Source organism: Fictibacillus phosphorivorans (genome assembly GCF_007673525.1).
In the GTDB taxonomy this organism is placed as follows: domain Bacteria; phylum Bacillota; class Bacilli; order Bacillales; family Fictibacillaceae; genus Fictibacillus; species Fictibacillus phosphorivorans_C.
In genome coordinates this window covers 811921-828381 of the sequence record NZ_VDZU01000001.1, presented here as the reverse complement: position 1 = coordinate 828381, position 16461 = coordinate 811921, and the positions used below count along the sequence as shown (strand labels likewise).

Annotated in this window: 18 protein-coding genes; 9 read left to right on the top strand and 9 right to left on the bottom strand. The window is 38.7% G+C overall.

From position 1 onward, the window contains the following. Positions 1 to 79 precede the first annotated feature (79 nt). The 4 genes from FS458_RS03885 to moaA form a co-directional block, all read right to left on the bottom strand. On the bottom strand, positions 80 to 622 hold the full coding sequence (locus FS458_RS03885; RefSeq protein WP_144698011.1) for a peroxiredoxin: 543 nt from the start codon (positions 620 to 622) through the stop codon (positions 80 to 82). A gap of 184 nt (positions 623 to 806) precedes the next feature. Beyond that, on the bottom strand, positions 807 to 1481 hold the full coding sequence (locus FS458_RS03880) for a TVP38/TMEM64 family protein (RefSeq protein ID WP_144698009.1): 675 nt from the start codon (positions 1479 to 1481) through the stop codon (positions 807 to 809). Positions 1482 to 1545: 64 nt separating this feature from the next. Further along, positions 1546 to 2406: a VOC family protein gene (locus tag FS458_RS03875; RefSeq protein WP_144698007.1), complete on the bottom strand. Its 861-nt coding sequence runs from the start codon at positions 2404 to 2406 to the stop codon at positions 1546 to 1548. Positions 2407 to 2544: 138 nt separating this feature from the next. Further along, the gene (moaA, locus tag FS458_RS03870; protein WP_144698005.1) at positions 2545 to 3564 is read right to left on the bottom strand and encodes a GTP 3',8-cyclase MoaA; all 1020 of its coding nucleotides are present in this window, start codon (positions 3562 to 3564) and stop codon (positions 2545 to 2547) included. A 377-nt stretch (positions 3565 to 3941) separates the two neighbouring features. Between moaA and FS458_RS03865 the strand changes: the two genes are divergently transcribed. Both FS458_RS03865 and FS458_RS03860 read left to right on the top strand, forming a co-directional pair. Beyond that, positions 3942 to 4142 carry a cold-shock protein gene (locus FS458_RS03865; protein WP_066397748.1) on the top strand — a complete coding sequence of 67 codons (201 nt, stop codon included), beginning with the start codon at positions 3942 to 3944 and terminating at the stop codon, positions 4140 to 4142. A 171-nt stretch (positions 4143 to 4313) separates the two neighbouring features. Beyond that, entirely contained in the window at positions 4314 to 5210 is an 897-nt protein-coding gene (locus FS458_RS03860; RefSeq protein WP_144698003.1) for an STAS domain-containing protein, read from the top strand. A 23-nt stretch (positions 5211 to 5233) separates the two neighbouring features. Here FS458_RS03860 and FS458_RS03855 read toward each other — a convergent pair whose 3' ends face one another. Continuing rightward, a complete protein-coding gene (locus FS458_RS03855) occupies positions 5234 to 5857 on the bottom strand; it encodes a methanogen output domain 1-containing protein (protein ID WP_144698001.1) in 624 nt (207 codons plus the stop codon). Positions 5858 to 6135: 278 nt separating this feature from the next. Here FS458_RS03855 and FS458_RS03850 point away from each other — a divergent pair, with 278 nt between their 5' ends. Beyond that, on the top strand, positions 6136 to 7035 hold the full coding sequence (locus tag FS458_RS03850) for a LysR family transcriptional regulator (protein ID WP_144697999.1): 900 nt from the start codon (positions 6136 to 6138) through the stop codon (positions 7033 to 7035). A gap of 10 nt (positions 7036 to 7045) precedes the next feature. Here the strand turns inward: FS458_RS03850 and FS458_RS03845 are convergent, their stop codons facing one another. Next, a complete protein-coding gene (locus tag FS458_RS03845) occupies positions 7046 to 7225 on the bottom strand; it encodes an aspartyl-phosphate phosphatase Spo0E family protein (RefSeq protein ID WP_144697997.1) in 180 nt (59 codons plus the stop codon). Between the two features lie 467 nt (positions 7226 to 7692). Here FS458_RS03845 and FS458_RS03840 point away from each other — a divergent pair, with 467 nt between their 5' ends. From FS458_RS03840 to FS458_RS03820, 6 genes are all read left to right on the top strand, one after another. After that, positions 7693 to 9189 (top strand): spore germination protein, encoded by a 1497-nt coding sequence (locus tag FS458_RS03840; RefSeq protein ID WP_231607347.1) that lies wholly within the window; start codon positions 7693 to 7695, stop codon positions 9187 to 9189. Between the two features lie 3 nt (positions 9190 to 9192). Then, the gene (locus FS458_RS03835; protein ID WP_144697992.1) at positions 9193 to 10293 is read left to right on the top strand and encodes a GerAB/ArcD/ProY family transporter; all 1101 of its coding nucleotides are present in this window, start codon (positions 9193 to 9195) and stop codon (positions 10291 to 10293) included. After that, positions 10290 to 11432: a Ger(x)C family spore germination protein gene (locus FS458_RS03830; protein ID WP_144697990.1), complete on the top strand. Its 1143-nt coding sequence runs from the start codon at positions 10290 to 10292 to the stop codon at positions 11430 to 11432. Before FS458_RS03835 ends, FS458_RS03830 begins: the two co-directional genes overlap by 4 nt. Further along, positions 11433 to 11600, top strand: coding sequence for a hypothetical protein (locus FS458_RS20550; RefSeq protein WP_186320435.1), 168 nt, complete (start codon positions 11433 to 11435; stop codon positions 11598 to 11600). Positions 11601 to 11714: 114 nt separating this feature from the next. Continuing rightward, entirely contained in the window at positions 11715 to 12371 is a 657-nt protein-coding gene (locus FS458_RS03825) for a hypothetical protein (RefSeq protein ID WP_144697988.1), read from the top strand. Position 12372: 1 nt separating this feature from the next. Beyond that, the gene (locus FS458_RS03820) at positions 12373 to 13098 is read left to right on the top strand and encodes an alpha/beta hydrolase (protein ID WP_144697986.1); all 726 of its coding nucleotides are present in this window, start codon (positions 12373 to 12375) and stop codon (positions 13096 to 13098) included. Between the two features lie 39 nt (positions 13099 to 13137). On the opposite strand, the gene FS458_RS03815 is transcribed toward FS458_RS03820, so the two are convergent. From FS458_RS03815 to FS458_RS03805, 3 genes are all read right to left on the bottom strand, one after another. Beyond that, positions 13138 to 14040, bottom strand: a complete 903-nt coding sequence (locus FS458_RS03815) for an AEC family transporter (RefSeq protein WP_144703264.1) — start codon at positions 14038 to 14040, stop codon at positions 13138 to 13140. A gap of 72 nt (positions 14041 to 14112) precedes the next feature. Beyond that, complete coding sequence (locus FS458_RS03810; protein ID WP_144697984.1) at positions 14113 to 15546, bottom strand: aldehyde dehydrogenase family protein; 1434 nt, start codon at positions 15544 to 15546, stop codon at positions 14113 to 14115. Between the two features lie 18 nt (positions 15547 to 15564). Beyond that, entirely contained in the window at positions 15565 to 16455 is an 891-nt protein-coding gene (locus tag FS458_RS03805; RefSeq protein ID WP_144697982.1) for a class II fructose-bisphosphate aldolase, read from the bottom strand. Positions 16456 to 16461 lie beyond the last annotated feature (6 nt).

Genomic DNA, 16461 nt, shown 5'->3' with positions numbered 1-16461 from the left:
TATACTCCAATCAACTATTCAATGAGGTAATTTCTTTTAAGATTTTCAAAGCAACTACCTTCTTAAAGAATCCTTTTAATTAAAGTGTCTTTTGTCCTGGCTTCCAGTTTGCTGGGCAAAGTCCGCCTGTTTGTAAAGCTTGAAGTACACGCAGTGTCTCATCAGCATCACGGCCGATGTTGTTGTGAAAGACTACTTGGTACATCATCTCACCCTCAGGATTGATGATGAACATGCCTCGAAGTGCAACGCCTTCTTCTTCGATCAGTACTCCATAATCACGTGATACACGGTGATTCGTGTCTGCTGCTAGAGGATAGTTTAATTCACCAAGTCCGTTATCATCACGACTCGTGTTGATCCATGCTAAATGTGTATGAACGGTGTCTGTGGAAACCCCGATTACCTCAGCATCTAAATCTTCAAATTCACTATATCTATCTGATAACGCAGTGATTTCAGTCGGACATACGAAAGTAAAATCCATTGGATAGAAGAATAGAACAGTCCATTTTCCATCTTCCATGTTTTTTTCTAAACTTACTTTTTTCGTTTCTTTATTAGGCATGATCGCTTCCATCTCAAAGCGAGGTGCTTGTTTGCCTACCATACGTTCTGCCATTTAACATTCACTCCTTATGTTTCAAATGATAATGAATATCATTATCATGTTGTTTACAATCTTTATTATACTCACTTCTATTTTGAAGTCAATACTAATTTATAATAATTATTAATAAGGAACAAGTATTGTGCTCATACGTAATCAAAAACAAAAAAGCCTTACTCCGATATTAGGAGTAAGACTATGCATTATCTTCTTTATGCTGGTGAATTTGGCTAGTAATGATCTGTTTGTTTTTCATTAGAATCGGTATACAAGCTACAAAGAGCGCTAAGCCGACCGCAATTGCAATGATTGTTCCATTCCCTTTAATAAAGCTGTCACCTAACAAGTTGTATGCAAGTGTTCCTGGTAAAACACCAAGCATCGTAGCTAAAATGTATGAACGGAGTTTAAGCTTAGAGATTCCAGCCACATAGCTTACAACATCAAAATTCAATACCGGAATGATTCTCAATAAGAAGATATAAAGAAACCCTTTTTCCTTCAGTTGATTCTGCCATTTCTCAATTCTTGAAGGTGAATCTGCTTTTTGTTTGATCCATCTCGCTCCAAGGTGCTTAGCGATGTAGAACGATAAAATAGCACCAATCGTAGCTGAGAATACGGTATAAACCGTTCCCCATACAACTCCGAATGCTAAGCCACCCGCCAGTGAAAGAACGGAGATTGGAAATAAAGTAAATGGCCGAATAACATTTACGATGATATAAACGATTGGAGCGACCATCCCAAAGGATAATACCCAATCACGCATAGATATGGGGGTTATTTTAAAGACAAAATGGTTGAGAGCAAATAGAAACAAAACAATCAATAAGATTACACTAATCTTCATCAAAGTGCTTCTTTTCATATAACCCCCCTCTTTGCCGTTTTTTCTTACTTTTAATATTCCTGATTTTGAGAGTTTGTAAACGTTAGCGCTGTCCGGCTTTAATCACCACTCCGTTACCAGAAGGGTCCTTTAACAAAATGTTTTCCGATTCTATATAATATGGAACTTGCTCACGTTCTAGAGCACTTAAAACCTTTTCGACCTCTAACATCGACGGAACGATGATTTCATAATGAAGAAGTCCTGTTACATCTTCTCGGTTTGACTCGCCATCCATTCCGTTCCAAATATTTACGGCGATATGGTGATGATATCCTCCCGCTGAGATGAATAGAGCATGGTTTCCCATCCTTGTCTGTTCTTCAAATCCTAATACGTTCATATAGAAATTCTCAGCTTCAGCGATATTTAATACATTCAGATGCACATGGCCCATAACCGTGTTTTCTGGCAGACGACTCCAAGTTTCTGAATCTCTTTCTGCTAAAAGACTTTGTACGTCTAATGGTTCGCTGACAGCTGGCAATTTTCCTCTTTCATCTCGTCGCCAATCTTCGCGATCAATATCTCTGTAAATTTCGATTCCATTGTTCTCAGGGTCTTGTAAATAGATCGCTTCGCTAAATTTATGGTTTGACGCTCCTAACAGTTGTGTGTTTGTTTCAATAAAGTGATACAGCACATTCGCAAGATCTTTTCTGCTTGGTACAAGCAAAGCCAAATGATATAGACCTGCGCTTTTCACTGGTCGCTGCTGGAGCTCAGGATTACCTTCTAAAATAAGGATTGGCGTTTTCCCATCAGCTGTTAATTTCACGCTAGTTTCTCGTTTTGATAAAATTTGCAGACCGATTGTTTCTGTATAAAATTTAACAAGCTTCTCGAGATTCTTAACTTGTAAAGCCACACTTCCGATATGAGTTTCTTTATGAATAGGCGTCATCTTTCTTCCTTCTTTCCTATTTAATAGCAACAAGATGAATTTTATAAATTATTTAATTACTTTATGTAAGTTATTATAAAATAGTTATTAACAAACTTCAACTAGCAAAAAAATGAAAAGAAAAAAAGGCTGATTCACTCAGCCTCCAATATAGGACATTTCTATTTTTTTTCTTTCACTTATTCCTTGTTCTTTTCTTTCATCTGAATATCGATCAGAACGATTTCCCCATATTTCAACAATGCGATTGAAAATCTCCTTGTCAGTAGCACCAGCTCGTACAAATTCTTTAAGGTCAGTCCCTTTCCCTGTAAATAGACATGTGTAGACTTTTCCATCTGCAGACAACCTCGCTCTTGTACAAGTCGAACAAAACGTATCACTGATTGAAGAAATTATGCCAATCTCGCCTTGACCGTCAGAGTATTGATAGCGTTTGGCAACTTCTCCATAATATTTTCGATCAACCGGTTTCAACGGCATCTCTGAATCAATCATCTTTAAGATCTCATTCTTTGATACCACTTCATCCCAATTCCAACCGTTAGAGGTGCCAACGTCCATATATTCAATGAAACGCAAAACATATGGAGTGTTTTTAAAATGACGGGCCATAGGAAGAATTTCTTTTTCATTGATCCCTTTTTTGACCATCATGTTTATTTTGACAGCAAGACCCGCTTCATGTGCAGCTTCTATCCCTTTCAATACAGGAGAAACCCCTACACCTCGTCCGTTAATGTAGCCGAATAAATCGTTATCAAGCGTATCCAAACTCACGGTTACTCTGTCCATACCTGCTTGCTTTAAAGAAACCGCCATCTTTGGAAGGAGTACGCCATTTGTGGTTAAGGCAATATCTTTGATTCCTTCTATTGCACGTAGACGCTTCAGCAGGTCAGGAAGATTTTTACGAAGTAAAGGTTCACCACCAGTAATTCGAATTTTTTCCACCCCTGCTTTTGCAAACTGTGAGGCAATACGTACGATCTCATCGAAAGATAATAACTCGCTTGGTGTTAAGAACGGGTAATCTGGTCCGAAAATTTCTTTAGGCATACAATAGGTACACCGAAAATTACATTGATCGGTTACCGAAATCCGCAAGTCCTGCAGCGGACGATGCAAACGATCAGTGATTCCATTACTTTCATTCATATCATCACATCATTTGTTTTAGTATTTTTATCAATGTACCACGAATAAAAGGAAGTTAAAACCAGAACCACTTACAAAAATGTTCTTCATCTATATGAATGAGATTAGTTCATAATCACTATTTAAAACAGTTAAATAGATCATTATTACCAAATTTATTTCTATTGAACTTCGCTAATCCTTGATCCCACGGCATTTTATGATCATACCGAATATTTAATCATTTCCTTTTTCTTGTTGCACTTGTTTATTGGTTAGTAAAATGTTACGATAAATAAGAATTATTTTTGTTCGATTGTACAGGTAACCTATTATCTTGATATTTTTGAGCAGAGATAGTATTATTGTGCGGATTGGCACGACAGGAGGCAACAAAAATGGAACAAGGTAAGGTTAAATGGTTTAACGCAGAAAAAGGTTTCGGATTCATCGAGCGCGAAGGTGGAGACGATGTATTCGTACACTTCTCAGCTATCCAAGCTGACGGTTTCAAATCTTTAGACGAAGGTCAAGACGTAACGTTCGAAGTTGAACAAGGACAACGTGGACCTCAAGCTACTAACGTACGTAAAGCATAATAACCCAATAGATAAACAGGACTCTTGCAAAAGAGGCCTGTTTTTTTTATGACCTCAACTTCACTTCACCTTAAACATTTCATAGTTTTAAAAATTTTTCAGTAAATTCAAACATGCGTTAATTATTTTTGTTAAAATAAATTTAACGTCTTAAATAATTAGGAGTTAAAAATGGATCTTCACTTGAAGCAGAAACAAGATCAGATTGAAATCGGAACACGAATTGCTGAAAATGCTCCTCAAATTGCAGAGAAGATCATAACTAACATACAAAATAGTAATGCATATGTTTCACTTCAGCAAAATGCTCCTATGAATGAGTACGAGGAACTTCAACAATCTATTATGTTCATTCGTTTAATCGGTGATGCTGTGTCTGGAAAAGTTTCGGATTCAAAGAAAACGATTTTCGAATGGGGAGAGAATATCGGCATGCTCGCTGTTCACTCTGGCCAGCCGCTTGATACAACACTTGAGAGTACTTCTTTCTATCGGGAAGTGATATGGGATTTTATAAAAGAAGAAGGTTCACTGCAATCGATGTCTTTGGATTCCGTATTGCATATTTCAATGACGATCAATCCAATGATTGATTACGCGGTACAAGCATTCAGTAAGTCATATGTGAAGAATTACAGAGAGATGAGTGAACAGTTCCATCTATCTCTTCAAGAACTGTCTGTTCCTGTTGTGCCTCTTTTTCCTGGTGTTGCCGTCCTGCCCGTCGTTGGTGATATTGATACGAACCGTGCAAAGCTTTTACTCGAAGCTACACTGCAACAGTGCTTAGATCATGAAATCACTTCCTTAGTAATTGATTTATCTGGTGTAAGTTATATTGATACGATGGTTGCTCACCGCCTTTTTCAACTTGTCTCAACACTGAAACTTTTAGGAGTCAAAACCACTCTAACAGGTTTAAGCCCTGAGATCGCCCAAACATCTGTGAGCTTGAATCTAGATTTTGATGAAATCACGTTAAAAGGAAATCTTCTTCAAGCATTGGCTGACTTTGGATATGGAAAATTGGATAGAACAAATACAACCAACAAAAAGAACAGACTCTGATTCAGGGTCTGTTTTAATCGTTTTTAGGAGTTGCCACGTTTTAATTCCTCTAACTCTTGAAGAAGTGACTCTACCATCTCATCACATTTTTTCAGCTCATTATTAAGCATACTGATGGTCTCTTCTTCCCAAGAAAAAGGATCACCGTTTTCCGGTGTGACTGGAAGATCTTGATAGATATCTCCTTGTTCTCGCTCATCAGGCTGAAAGTATATGGCTACTTCACAAGTTGGACTTCCTAGAGCGATTCTTTGACGCAGCGAAACTTTTCCATAACCAAATTTTCGTGCTGCTATTCCTCCAAGTATACTGGATGTCATTTTGCATAAGTGCGGTGCATCCTTAACAAATTCCCCGAAAGGACACTCTTTTGCACGAACTATTACATGGTCAGGCTTTACACTGACAATCTCAAAATGCCCGCCGATTGAATTTTTTAAATCAATGATGACATGAACGTATCGATCGACTGTCCAGTCCGGTGGATTCTCATAAAATCCCTCTATCCATTCTCCGGTACGAAGACCGAGCTGCTCGATATATTGTTCCGCAGCAGAACCAATTGTTTTCTTATGAATATGGGCATATTGAGTAATGAGTTTTGCTAAAAAAGTGTGTCCATTCAATTCACCTTTTGAAAGGTTCATAATGCATCTACCCTTTCTATTGAATTACATGCTGTTTCATTTATTTTGGCAAGATATGGACAACACTCTTTGGATACCCGAATGAGATTGTTTAAAACATTATTTTACTCATCGGAATAAATATTTTACTCTTTAAGTTATCTAGCACTCTTTTTATTCTACAAAACTTATGCTGAGAGGGACTGTTCCTGTCAGAAACGGTTTTCATTCAATCAATTTTAAGTTAAAATTAAATAAAATTAACTTAGTTAAACATAGCTTAAATAAAGGAGATAACGATGAACTTAGAGCAAATGAAATATATTGTAGAAGTGGCCAAAGAAAGTTCGATTACGAAGGCGGCAGACAAACTTCACCTATCTCCTTCAGCGATATCACAATCGATCACTCAACTCGAAAGAGAGTTTGGTGTTACTATTTTCACTCGATCTAGACAAGGTACTATTCCTACTACTGATGGGAAATTTATCGTATCCAAAGCATACGAAATTCTTAAAAAAATGCAAGAGCTTCATGAAGAGTTAGCCGATAAACAACATGCCAAAACACATGTATTAAAGGTGGGATGTGCACCTGCCCTGATGTATATCGTGTACGATGCCTTTTTGTTATTTCATGAGCAGTTTCCTGAAACGAACGTGATGATTCGAGAAATCGATCAAGATCATATATTAGAGGAAATGAAGAACGGACATATTGATATTGGTCTAAGTCCTTTTACAGATTATGAAGTATCCAACCTTCAGCATGAAAAAGGAGTGGACTATGAATTGTTGTATACAGGACACGTGTGCGTTTGTGCAGGCAAGAAATCTTCGTTGTACTACAAAGATTTTCTTACGCCAGATGAGTTGAGCGATGAAAAACTGGTGATTTATAATTCTAAAGGAGGTATAACATTCAACGATAAGTACGTAAAGAACGAACAAATCTTATTCTCATCCAATAATATTGAAGTCATGCGTTCTGCAATCTTGGATGGACATGCTTTTTCTTTTGTTTTTAACTTCACCTTCAAAAACAATACGGATGTTAAGAACGGCAACTTATCTATCATCCCGTTCAAGCAGCCTGATTTAATCTATCAAGACTTTTGGACATTGTATCCTTTAACAAAAGGTTTGTCTGAAGAAGCAAAAGAATTTAAGGAAAAAGTAAAGTATCTTTTAGATAAGTAGTTTTGATCTTTTATTTTACAGATGGATTCTCCATTATTCTTTTTTGATATAGATAGATCAGTTTGTCCAGCTTCTGACTCTGTTTGACGAGATCAGCATTTGAAAAATCATTGGAACTTGGTTTTAGATCATACATTTCTTGACGACAGATTTTAATTTCTTGCAATAATATATTTAGATCAACATCCATGAATGATTTCCCTTTCTATCAACTAGCTACTTCCAAATAAATGGATATGCATTTATCATAGTTGTTCTTTGTTTTTATGTAAATTTAGAAATAGTTAAAGACCACTAATCTATTCTTAAGGCATCTTGTATGTCATATAGGAAGCTCAGTTCTAAATGATCGTTGCTTTTGACGTGTTTTAAAAACATCATTGACAAGTTCATTGAGTGTCAGGTGAGAGGTGAGACACCTAATGGCGCAAGGCACCGAGGTGGCTCACCGCACGCCCCGCGGAAAGCGAGCATCTGAAACGGAGATCAACTACTTTCTAGAGCAACAATATATACGAAAAGAGAAGTTCCATTCAAGCATATGGGCTTCTTTTTTTCGTTTACAAGTCCCTGTATATTTTTACTTCTCTCCTGTTAAAGGAATAAACACCTCATTCAATGGACATACCTAGTAAAAAACGAGGGAGGTCTGTTGCATTGAAAAAAGAAGGAAATTCACATATAGACCACTCCCCATTCTTAAGTAACAGTCTTTCTAGCAATCTAGAACTGATTCAAACTACGCTCGGTCCAACACCTGATTTAAAAATGTTAAAGTTCGAAATCAGGAGTGAACCATTAACCATTCTTTATATGGCAGATTTAGTTGATTCAGAAAAGCTGCAGAACATCTTAAAATCAATCAAATATATAAAATACGCGCCACCTGTGGATACATCATTGTTTGAGCAAATGTACTCGGATATCTATCTCACGGCTCAAACTGATAAAGTATCAAAAATGAATGATGTGATATACCATCTTTTAAATGGAAAAACCGTTATCCTAATGGATTCCATAAACGAAGGGTTTAGTGTGGATACGTATGGGGGGAAAGTTCGTGCTATCGAGGAACCACAAACTGAATCTCTTATTCGTGGTCCTAAAGTAAGTTTTACAGAAGAAATCGGTGTCAATATTGCGATGATCCGTAGACAAATCACAGATCAAAACTTGAAGATAGAAAGTTTCGTGATCGGTGAACGAGGAAAGAAAAAAGTAGCTTTGTTATATATTGGCGATGTAATCAATCCTGCAATCGTAGATGAAGCAAGACATCGTTTACAACATATAAGCATTGATGCAACTATCGATTCTGGCATTATCGAACAATCGATAGAAGACAACTTTATGTCTCCCTTTCCGCAATTTATTAGCACGGAGCGTCCTGATAAAGTTGCGCTCTCACTATTGCAAGGAAGATTAGCGATTATTCCTGATCAGACAGCAAACGTACTGATCGCACCCGTTTCAATTCTGGATACGGTTCAGTCACCTGAAGATTATTATGAAAGATGGCACATCGGCTCACTGTTGCGCATGCTGCGTGCATTCGCTGTTTTCATCTCACTCTTTCTTCCATCCTTTTATATAGCCCTAGTTTCCTTTCATCAAGGCTTGATTCCGTCACGTCTCGCTTTTTCAATAGCAGCTTCGCGTGAAGGTGTTCCTTTTCCAGCATTTGTTGAAGCTCTGATGATGGCCATCACGATGGAACTTCTACGCGAAGCAGGATTGCGTCTTCCGAAACCCATCGGACAAACGATTGGTATCGTGGGAGGAATCGTGATTGGAGAAGCTGCTGTTCAAGCTGGGATCGTTAGTACAGTAATGGTCATCGTAATCGCAATCACAGCAATTGCTTCTTTTACATTACCGGTCTATAGCATGGGTGTAACGTATAGAATTCTATTGTTCTGTTTTATTTTTGCTGCAGGCATGATGGGACTCTATGGAATCTCACTCGCTTTTATCGTACTTGTTATACACATCGTAAATCTGACCAGTCTAGGTATTCCATACGCAGCCCCTCTTGCTCCTATCTTTATCAACGACTGGAAAGAACTATTCGTACGTTTGCCTATCTCTTTTACAAAAAAGAGACCTGTTTTCTTAGATCCTGTAGATGAAGTCCGTTCAGAGAAAGAGGAATAAACTGTGAGTAAAGTCAAATACACCGATCGTTCCATCAATGCTAAAGAATTAATGTACGCAGTAGCTTCCATGGTAATTGGTGTAGGTATCTTTAATCTGCCTCGCTATATCACGACCGTTACAAACGGCATCGACGGTGTGATCAGTATTCTATTAATGGGAGGAATCGTACTAGGTATCGTATGGATCATGGGGCAGTTCATCCGAATGTATCCAGGCAAAGGCATCTATGAAATATTGCTAGCGATCATCCCAAAGCCGATCGCCTTTCCTTTGATCATCATTTATGGTGCATTTTTTGCTTTATTGGCAGCCTATGAAATACGAGCAATCGCAGAAATAACTAAAAAATATCTGTTACCCAACACGAGCTCTGATAGTCTTAGTCTGCTCTTTCTGCTTGTTACATTATATGCGCTTTTCGGATCTCGTACAGCACTCATTCGTATAAACTCCATGTTCTTACCTGTCGTATTAATCGTGTCCTTATTATTAGTTGTTTTAAATATTCGAATCATGCATTTCGATAATTTTTATCCATTGTTCACAACAGACCTGCCAGGCTATGGATCAGGCATGATTAATATATTCTTTTCGTTCACAGGCATCTCAATTATCTTAAGCTATTCTTACCTCGTAAATGAACCTGATAAAGCATCCTTTGCTGCGGTGAAAGGTGTATTTATCTCCATAATCATCTACACCATGGTCTTTGTTTCATGTGTAGCTGTCTTTTCTAATCTCGGGACTGATTTTTTGGAAAACCCAACGATCGAGTTAGGGAAGGAAATTGAGCTTCCTGGAGGTTTTTTTGAAAGATTCGAATCAGTCTACTTTACGATTTGGATCATGACGATCTTTAATACTACATCGATGTCTATTGATTCTTCACTCATCGTCTTAGAATCTCTTTTTAAAAAAGCAAAGAAAGAGACACTTATCGTTATCCTATCTCCTATCATTTTTTTCATCTCTATGGTTCCGATAGGCATGGAAGGTATGGAAGCGATGGGAACATTTATCGGACGAGTCAGCTTAGCCTTAATTGCAATCGTGCCGATTCCTCTTTATGTTATCGCTAAGATCAGAGGTGTGAAATCATGAAGAAACTTTGTTATATCCTATCAATCCTACTTTTTATTAATTTGTTACAAGGTTGCGGAGCACGAGAGATCGAGAAAAAGGCTTTTGTGATTGGTGTCGGAATCGATGCGAAAAAATCGGGGGATGATTCGAGTCAGCCATTGATGAACGGAACTTTTCAAGTTGCTGTACCAAGATCACTAAAACCTGAAATAACGAATGAAAAAGCATATCAAAACTTTGAGGAAAAAGGCCATGATATATCCGAACAAATATCAAGAATTGCTCAATATTCGAACAAAGAGTTATATTTTGCTCACAACCAAATTATTTTGGTTTCGGATAAGGTTGCCAAACAGCCGCAAAGAATGGAGCGTTTGTTAGATTTTTTTGTCAGACATGAAGATATTAGACGCAGTGTACGTGTCTTTATTACGAAAGGTGATACAAAACAGTATCTTAACGTTGAGAATAACGAAAAATTACCGTCACTCTATATCGATACGCTGTCCGCTAATGTACAAAATCATTCCCGTACTGCGAGTATTAAGCGGTTAGGAGATCTACAGGAAGACCTGTTAGCACATCGTTCATTCGTCCTGCCAATGCTGAATTATAAGAATACAGAAGAAATCAAACTTGGCGGAGCAGCCATCATAAAAGGAGGATCGAGCAGATTAACGCATGTTCTAAATGAAAAGGATACAGAAGCGATGAACTTATTGAACGGTGAATTCCAAAACGGTATGCTTTATTTCGAATTAGATGACGATCTATACATCTATAAGATTGATAAATCAAAAAGCAAGATCAAACTCGTTCCTACAGCAAACGGACAGCTTACCTTCAAGATTACAGTCAGCGTGGAAGGAGAAATTCAAGAAGTCAATAAAAAGATGGATACACGTACCATTTCATCAGATCATGTAAAAAAAGAGGTAGAGAAACAGATTGCTAAGAAAACGGAGCGAGTTATTACGAAATTGCAAAAACAGTATAAAACGGACGTTCTTGGCCTTGGTGTATACATGGAAAAACATCATCATAAAGAATGGTTAAAACTAAAAGATAACTGGGAAACGGGTAAAAATCACTTTAGCCAAGTGAAGATAAACACACACATCCATACGTCTATTAACTCAGCAGGAGGTCTAAGGTAAATGTTTGAAATGAATGAATTATTAGCTCGCATTCTTACATGGCGATTTATCTTCTTCACCTTACTATCCTTCTTATTTCCGTTCACCTACATCACACTGTATAAGTTGCTGCAAAAAAGAGGGATGCCACTATGGAAAAAAGAGGCACGTACCACTTCAAATAAATGAACAATGCGTGAAGTAATTGATGCTATTCCTCATTTCAGACTATGATATACTCATAACGTTTTGCCTTGTATGGATAAGGTAATTGTTATGAGTATAAACCTAAGGGGGAATTTCATGGATACAGTATTATATTTTATCTATACAGCGGCTTACCTCGTTTTACTTATCATGTGCATAAACTTCGGTAACATATGGGATGCTTCTTCCCTACTCTTTCTGGTAGTGTTCGGACTTGTTTATGATAACGGATTAATCGCCATAGGAAAATTCTTAGGTGAAGGACCACTTTTAGAAAACTTGAGCTATTTACGATTTTGGTTTCATGCGTTCTTCACTCCTACCCTCGTTCTATTTTCATGGAGTGTTTTAAACAGAGCTGGAATTGAATTCGCTAAGCGAAAAATTGTATACATAGGAGCTCTTCTCTACACGATTGCCCTTGTCATTATGGAAATCATCACTGAAACATATGGGATAAAGATTGTTCCAGAAAGAGAACATGGTTTGCTTCGCTATGTTTCTGCAGAACCTTCATCAGGGCCTCCTCTCATGGTCCTGTTCGTTTCTATTGCTTTGATCACGGCGGGAGCAATTCTTTGGAAAAAAACGGGCTGGAAGTGGATGCTGATTGGTTCAGTGGTGATGACAGTAGGAAGCGCAGTGCCTATTCCAGTAGAAAGTGCCGCAGTTACAAACGGATTTGAATTGTTTCTGATGACCACACTTGTTGCAACGAAAATCCATCAAGACCGCCAATTGAAAGGTGCTTAATATGAAACGGCTAATTAAAAGAGCTTTTCTTGTTCTCGCAATCCTATTTGTATGCTGCTTGATTGGATTTTTTGTGTGGACTCAACAGACGTATGCACCTACTAAAGAACTGCTGAGGAGCGTTGGAGACATTGAGTATGAAGACGATTGGGTGACGTTCAAACCCAGTGGTACGAATAAAGAGGTTGGGATTATCATTTATCCGGGTGCAAAAGTTGAACCAGAAGCATATGGTTATCTCGGGAAACGATTATCAGACGCTGGGTACACCGTTGGAATTCCGAAATTCAACCTAAATCTCGCCATGCTAGAAGCAAATAAAGCAGAAGAATGGATCAAACGTAAACCATCCATTAAGAAATGGTTTATTGGCGGGCACTCCTTAGGTGGAGTAAGCGCAGCTGCATTTGCAAATGAAAATCCCGACGTAATAGAAGGTGTTATTCTGCTCGCCTCTTATCCTGCAAATGGGGATGACTTTTCAAACAAAGACACTCCCATTCTATCTATTTACGCAGAAAAAGATGGACTAACGACTAAGGATAAGATTGAGGAAACGAAAAGTTTGTTGTCACGTGAGACTGTTCTATTTGAGATTAAAGGTGGAAATCATGCTCAATTCGGAATGTATGGAGAGCAAAAAGGTGATAATCAAGCAGACATTTCTGCTAGATCACAGCAGGATTTGATTGCTGATGAGATGATCAAGTGGTTAGATAATCAATAACATATAAACAAAAAAACTCACTATTTTTGTGAGTTTTTTTTACATTAATACTGCAAGTAATATGGGCAGCGTGATCAGTGAAAAAAGTGTACTTACTAAGGTTGCACTCGATACGAAATCAGGCTCTGTTCCAAACTGTAACGCATACATCGTCGTGTTTGCTGCTGAAGGCATCGCAGCCATAAGAATCATAATTGCTGCAAGCATATCATCTACAGGAAGAATCAAGGTGATACAAAATGCGATCAGAGGTGACACCGCTAATTTTAGTAGCAGCGAATACGTTAACTTCTCCACTTGTACGTGGCGTAATGATATCTTCGCGAGTTGCATACCGAGTATGATCATGATGGTCGGTATCGCAGAGTTCGCCACAAGATCTAGAGCTTCTGACACAGAACCTTTAATCGGTATGTGTAACTGTTGAAAGACTACACCCGCTATCGCTCCGTATACAATCGGCATCCGTCGCACTGCTCTTAATGCTGAAGAGATACCGTCGTTTTCTGGACTGCCTTTTGCTGCATAATAGACTCCTACTGTACACATGACTAACTGCTGGATAACCATAAGTACAACCGCATAATCTAACCCTGCTGCCCCAAACGCGAACAGCGCGACTGGCGTACCATAGTTCCCATTATTCATAAAAGCAGAAGCTAAAATGACACCGCAAGTTTCCCGCATATTGTATCTTTTAAAATAACTGATCACGTACACGAGACCGATCAAAGTAAAACATAGAATGAGCGTATAGATGAGCATATATCCATACGTTTTCGTAAAAGTAGTTTCATAAAACGTTCGAAATACAAGAAAAGGAGACATCAGATAAAGTGCCATCTTGGAAAGTGTTTGTGTTTCGAAACCTAACGTTTTTTGACCGAGAAACCCGATACCAAAGATCGCAAATACCGGAAGAATGATGCTCAGCAGCTCTATCATGTCTTATCCCTTCTTTCTGTTAACTACAACGGAAAAAGGCTGACCGGAGAGATCAGCACTTTTTTCTCGCTACAAATTTAAAACAATGATTCGTTCTTCAGTCATCTCTTCAATCGCATAGCGAGGACCTTCTTTTCCAGTCCCGCTCTTCTTTACGCCACCGTATGGCATGTGATCCACTCGATATGCTGAAGCATCGTTTACGATAAGTCCACCCACTTCAATCTCTTTCGCCGCTTTCATAGCGAATGCAAGATCATTTGTGAAAAGACCTGCTTGCAATCCATAATCCGAGTCATTCACTTGGTCGATCACTTCGTCTATCGTAGCATATGTGTCTATCCCAACAACAGGACCAAACACTTCTTGTTTGCAAACTTTCATTTCTCTTTTAACATCTGAGAGTATCGTAGGCTCGTAAAATGCTCCATTACGGCTACCACCCGTTACAATAGTTGCTCCGTCAGTCACTGCTTCGTTCACCCACTCTTCAACACGCTCTGCTTCAGCCTGCCGGATCATCGGGCCAATATCGGTTGTTTCGTCCAATGGATCACCCGATTGCAGCTGTTCTGTTTTATCTTTTAATAATTGAGTAAATGGTGTTTTAACATCTTGGTGAACATATACACGCTGAACAGAAATACATACTTGACCTGCATTATTAAAACTTTTGTTTGCAATGAGTGCTGCAGCTTTATCAAGATCGGCATCTTTATGAACGATCGTTGCGGAGTTATTTCCTAACTCCAGTGACACTTTACGAAGTCCTGCCTTTTGTCTGATGATTTCACCTACTCTTGGACTTCCGGTAAAAGTAAACATCTTAACGTCTTGATTTTCTAGCAGCCATCCGCCTACTTCTGCACCATCGCCTGTAATGACTTGGAGCCTGCCATCAGGCAAGCCAGCTTCCTTAAATACCTCTGCTAACATAAGGGCACACAATGGTGTAACTTCAGCTGGCTTTAGCACGACCGCATTACCTGCTGCCAGCGCTGGACCAATCTTATGACAAACGAGGTTCAGCGGCACATTAAACGGTGTAATTGCCGCAATAACACCAACTGGTACTCGTAGTGTAAAAGCCATTCGATTTTCAGAACCTGGTGCTGATTCTACAGGTACCCCTTCACCGTGGATACGCTTCGCTTCTTCAGCTGAGATTTCAAGTGTTTGGGCAGCTCGTTCTACTTCTACTCGTGAATCACGGATCGGCTTACCTACTTCAGCGACTAACACTCTTGCGAACTCTTCTTTTTTCTCCAATAATAATTGTGCAGCATTTGTGAGCACAAGATAACGGTCGTATGCCGAGAAGGTTTCTTTATATGCTTCTTTGGCTCCTTCTACCGCTTCATCTACATCCTTTTTTTCAGAGCGCGCAATCGCAGCTTCTACATTTTGCGTATATTTATTGAGTACTTCCAAGACCTCTGTTTTTTCTTTCCAAACACCGTTAATCCATAGTCCGTATGTTTGATACTTTGTATTGATCGCCACAAATCATCACTCCCTATTTTATAACGTTACGACCTTTTCGCGCATTGTGAATTCACTCGCTTTTCCTGCACTTCCGAATAGACGTATTTTCTCCTGAACTTTTTTCTGCATAACTTCACGCCCTCTGCCCAGGGAAACAGCTAGATGAAATTCTTCAGGATTTTCTTCAAGAACTTGCTGCATTCCTTTTGTGAATGATTGTCTAAGTTCTGTATCCACATTGATTTTTGCAATACCTAACGATACTGCTTTTGTAATTTGCTCATCTGGCACGTCAGAACCACCATGTAGTACGATAGGACGGTTAACCGCTGCTGAGATTTCTTTTAATCTTTCAAATGCCAGTTTTGGAGGGTTCTTATAAATTCCATGTGCTGTACCTATTGAGACAGCAAGATAATCTACATCCGTTGCTTCAACAAACTCCACTGCTTCTTCGGTTGCTGTAATCATTGCGTCTTCTTCAGCAACCGTTATATCATCTTCCGTTCCGCCAATCTTACCGATCTCACCCTCAGAACCGATTCCAAGCGCACGTGAAGCGTCTACTACTTTTCTCGTTATGAACGTATTCTCTTCGAAAGAAAGAGCAGAGCCATCAAACATAACAGATTGAAAACCGAGCTGGATGGCTTTCATTGTTTGTTCATATTCCCTGCTGTGATCTAGATGGATACAGACTGGAACAGATATGTTTTTCATGAAAACATCAATCATTGCCTTCATCGGTTCAAGTCCGATCGTGTTGATTACTTTTTGCCCAACTTGAATCATAATTGGTGCTTGTTCTTGTTCAGCAGCTTCTAAGATAGCAAGGATGGTTTCTGCGTTATGTGCACTAAATGCCCCAACAGCATATTGATTCTCGTAAGCATGTGTTAACAGTTCTTTTCCTGATATATATCCCATTGTAAT

Bases quoted from the DNA above. Each gene is read 5' to 3' on its own strand.
- FS458_RS03805 (WP_144697982.1), bottom strand. From the start codon at position 16,455: ATGGGATATATATCAGGAAAAGAACTGTTAACACATGCTTACGAGAAT.
- FS458_RS03820 (WP_144697986.1), top strand. From the start codon at position 12,373: ATGAAACGGCTAATTAAAAGAGCTTTTCTTGTTCTCGCAATCCTATTT.
- moaA (WP_144698005.1), bottom strand. From the start codon at position 3,564: ATGAATGAAAGTAATGGAATCACTGATCGTTTGCATCGTCCGCTGCAG.
- FS458_RS03825 (WP_144697988.1), top strand. From the start codon at position 11,715: ATGGATACAGTATTATATTTTATCTATACAGCGGCTTACCTCGTTTTA.
- FS458_RS03880 (WP_144698009.1), bottom strand. From the start codon at position 1,481: ATGAAAAGAAGCACTTTGATGAAGATTAGTGTAATCTTATTGATTGTT.
- FS458_RS03875 (WP_144698007.1), bottom strand. From the start codon at position 2,406: ATGACGCCTATTCATAAAGAAACTCATATCGGAAGTGTGGCTTTACAA.
- FS458_RS03860 (WP_144698003.1), top strand. From the start codon at position 4,314: ATGGATCTTCACTTGAAGCAGAAACAAGATCAGATTGAAATCGGAACA.
- FS458_RS03845 (WP_144697997.1), bottom strand. From the start codon at position 7,225: ATGGATGTTGATCTAAATATATTATTGCAAGAAATTAAAATCTGTCGT.
- FS458_RS03830 (WP_144697990.1), top strand. From the start codon at position 10,290: ATGAAGAAACTTTGTTATATCCTATCAATCCTACTTTTTATTAATTTG.
- FS458_RS20550 (WP_186320435.1), top strand. From the start codon at position 11,433: ATGTTTGAAATGAATGAATTATTAGCTCGCATTCTTACATGGCGATTT.
- FS458_RS03885 (WP_144698011.1), bottom strand. From the start codon at position 622: ATGGCAGAACGTATGGTAGGCAAACAAGCACCTCGCTTTGAGATGGAA.
- FS458_RS03850 (WP_144697999.1), top strand. From the start codon at position 6,136: ATGAACTTAGAGCAAATGAAATATATTGTAGAAGTGGCCAAAGAAAGT.
- FS458_RS03855 (WP_144698001.1), bottom strand. From the start codon at position 5,857: ATGAACCTTTCAAAAGGTGAATTGAATGGACACACTTTTTTAGCAAAA.
- FS458_RS03865 (WP_066397748.1), top strand. From the start codon at position 3,942: ATGGAACAAGGTAAGGTTAAATGGTTTAACGCAGAAAAAGGTTTCGGA.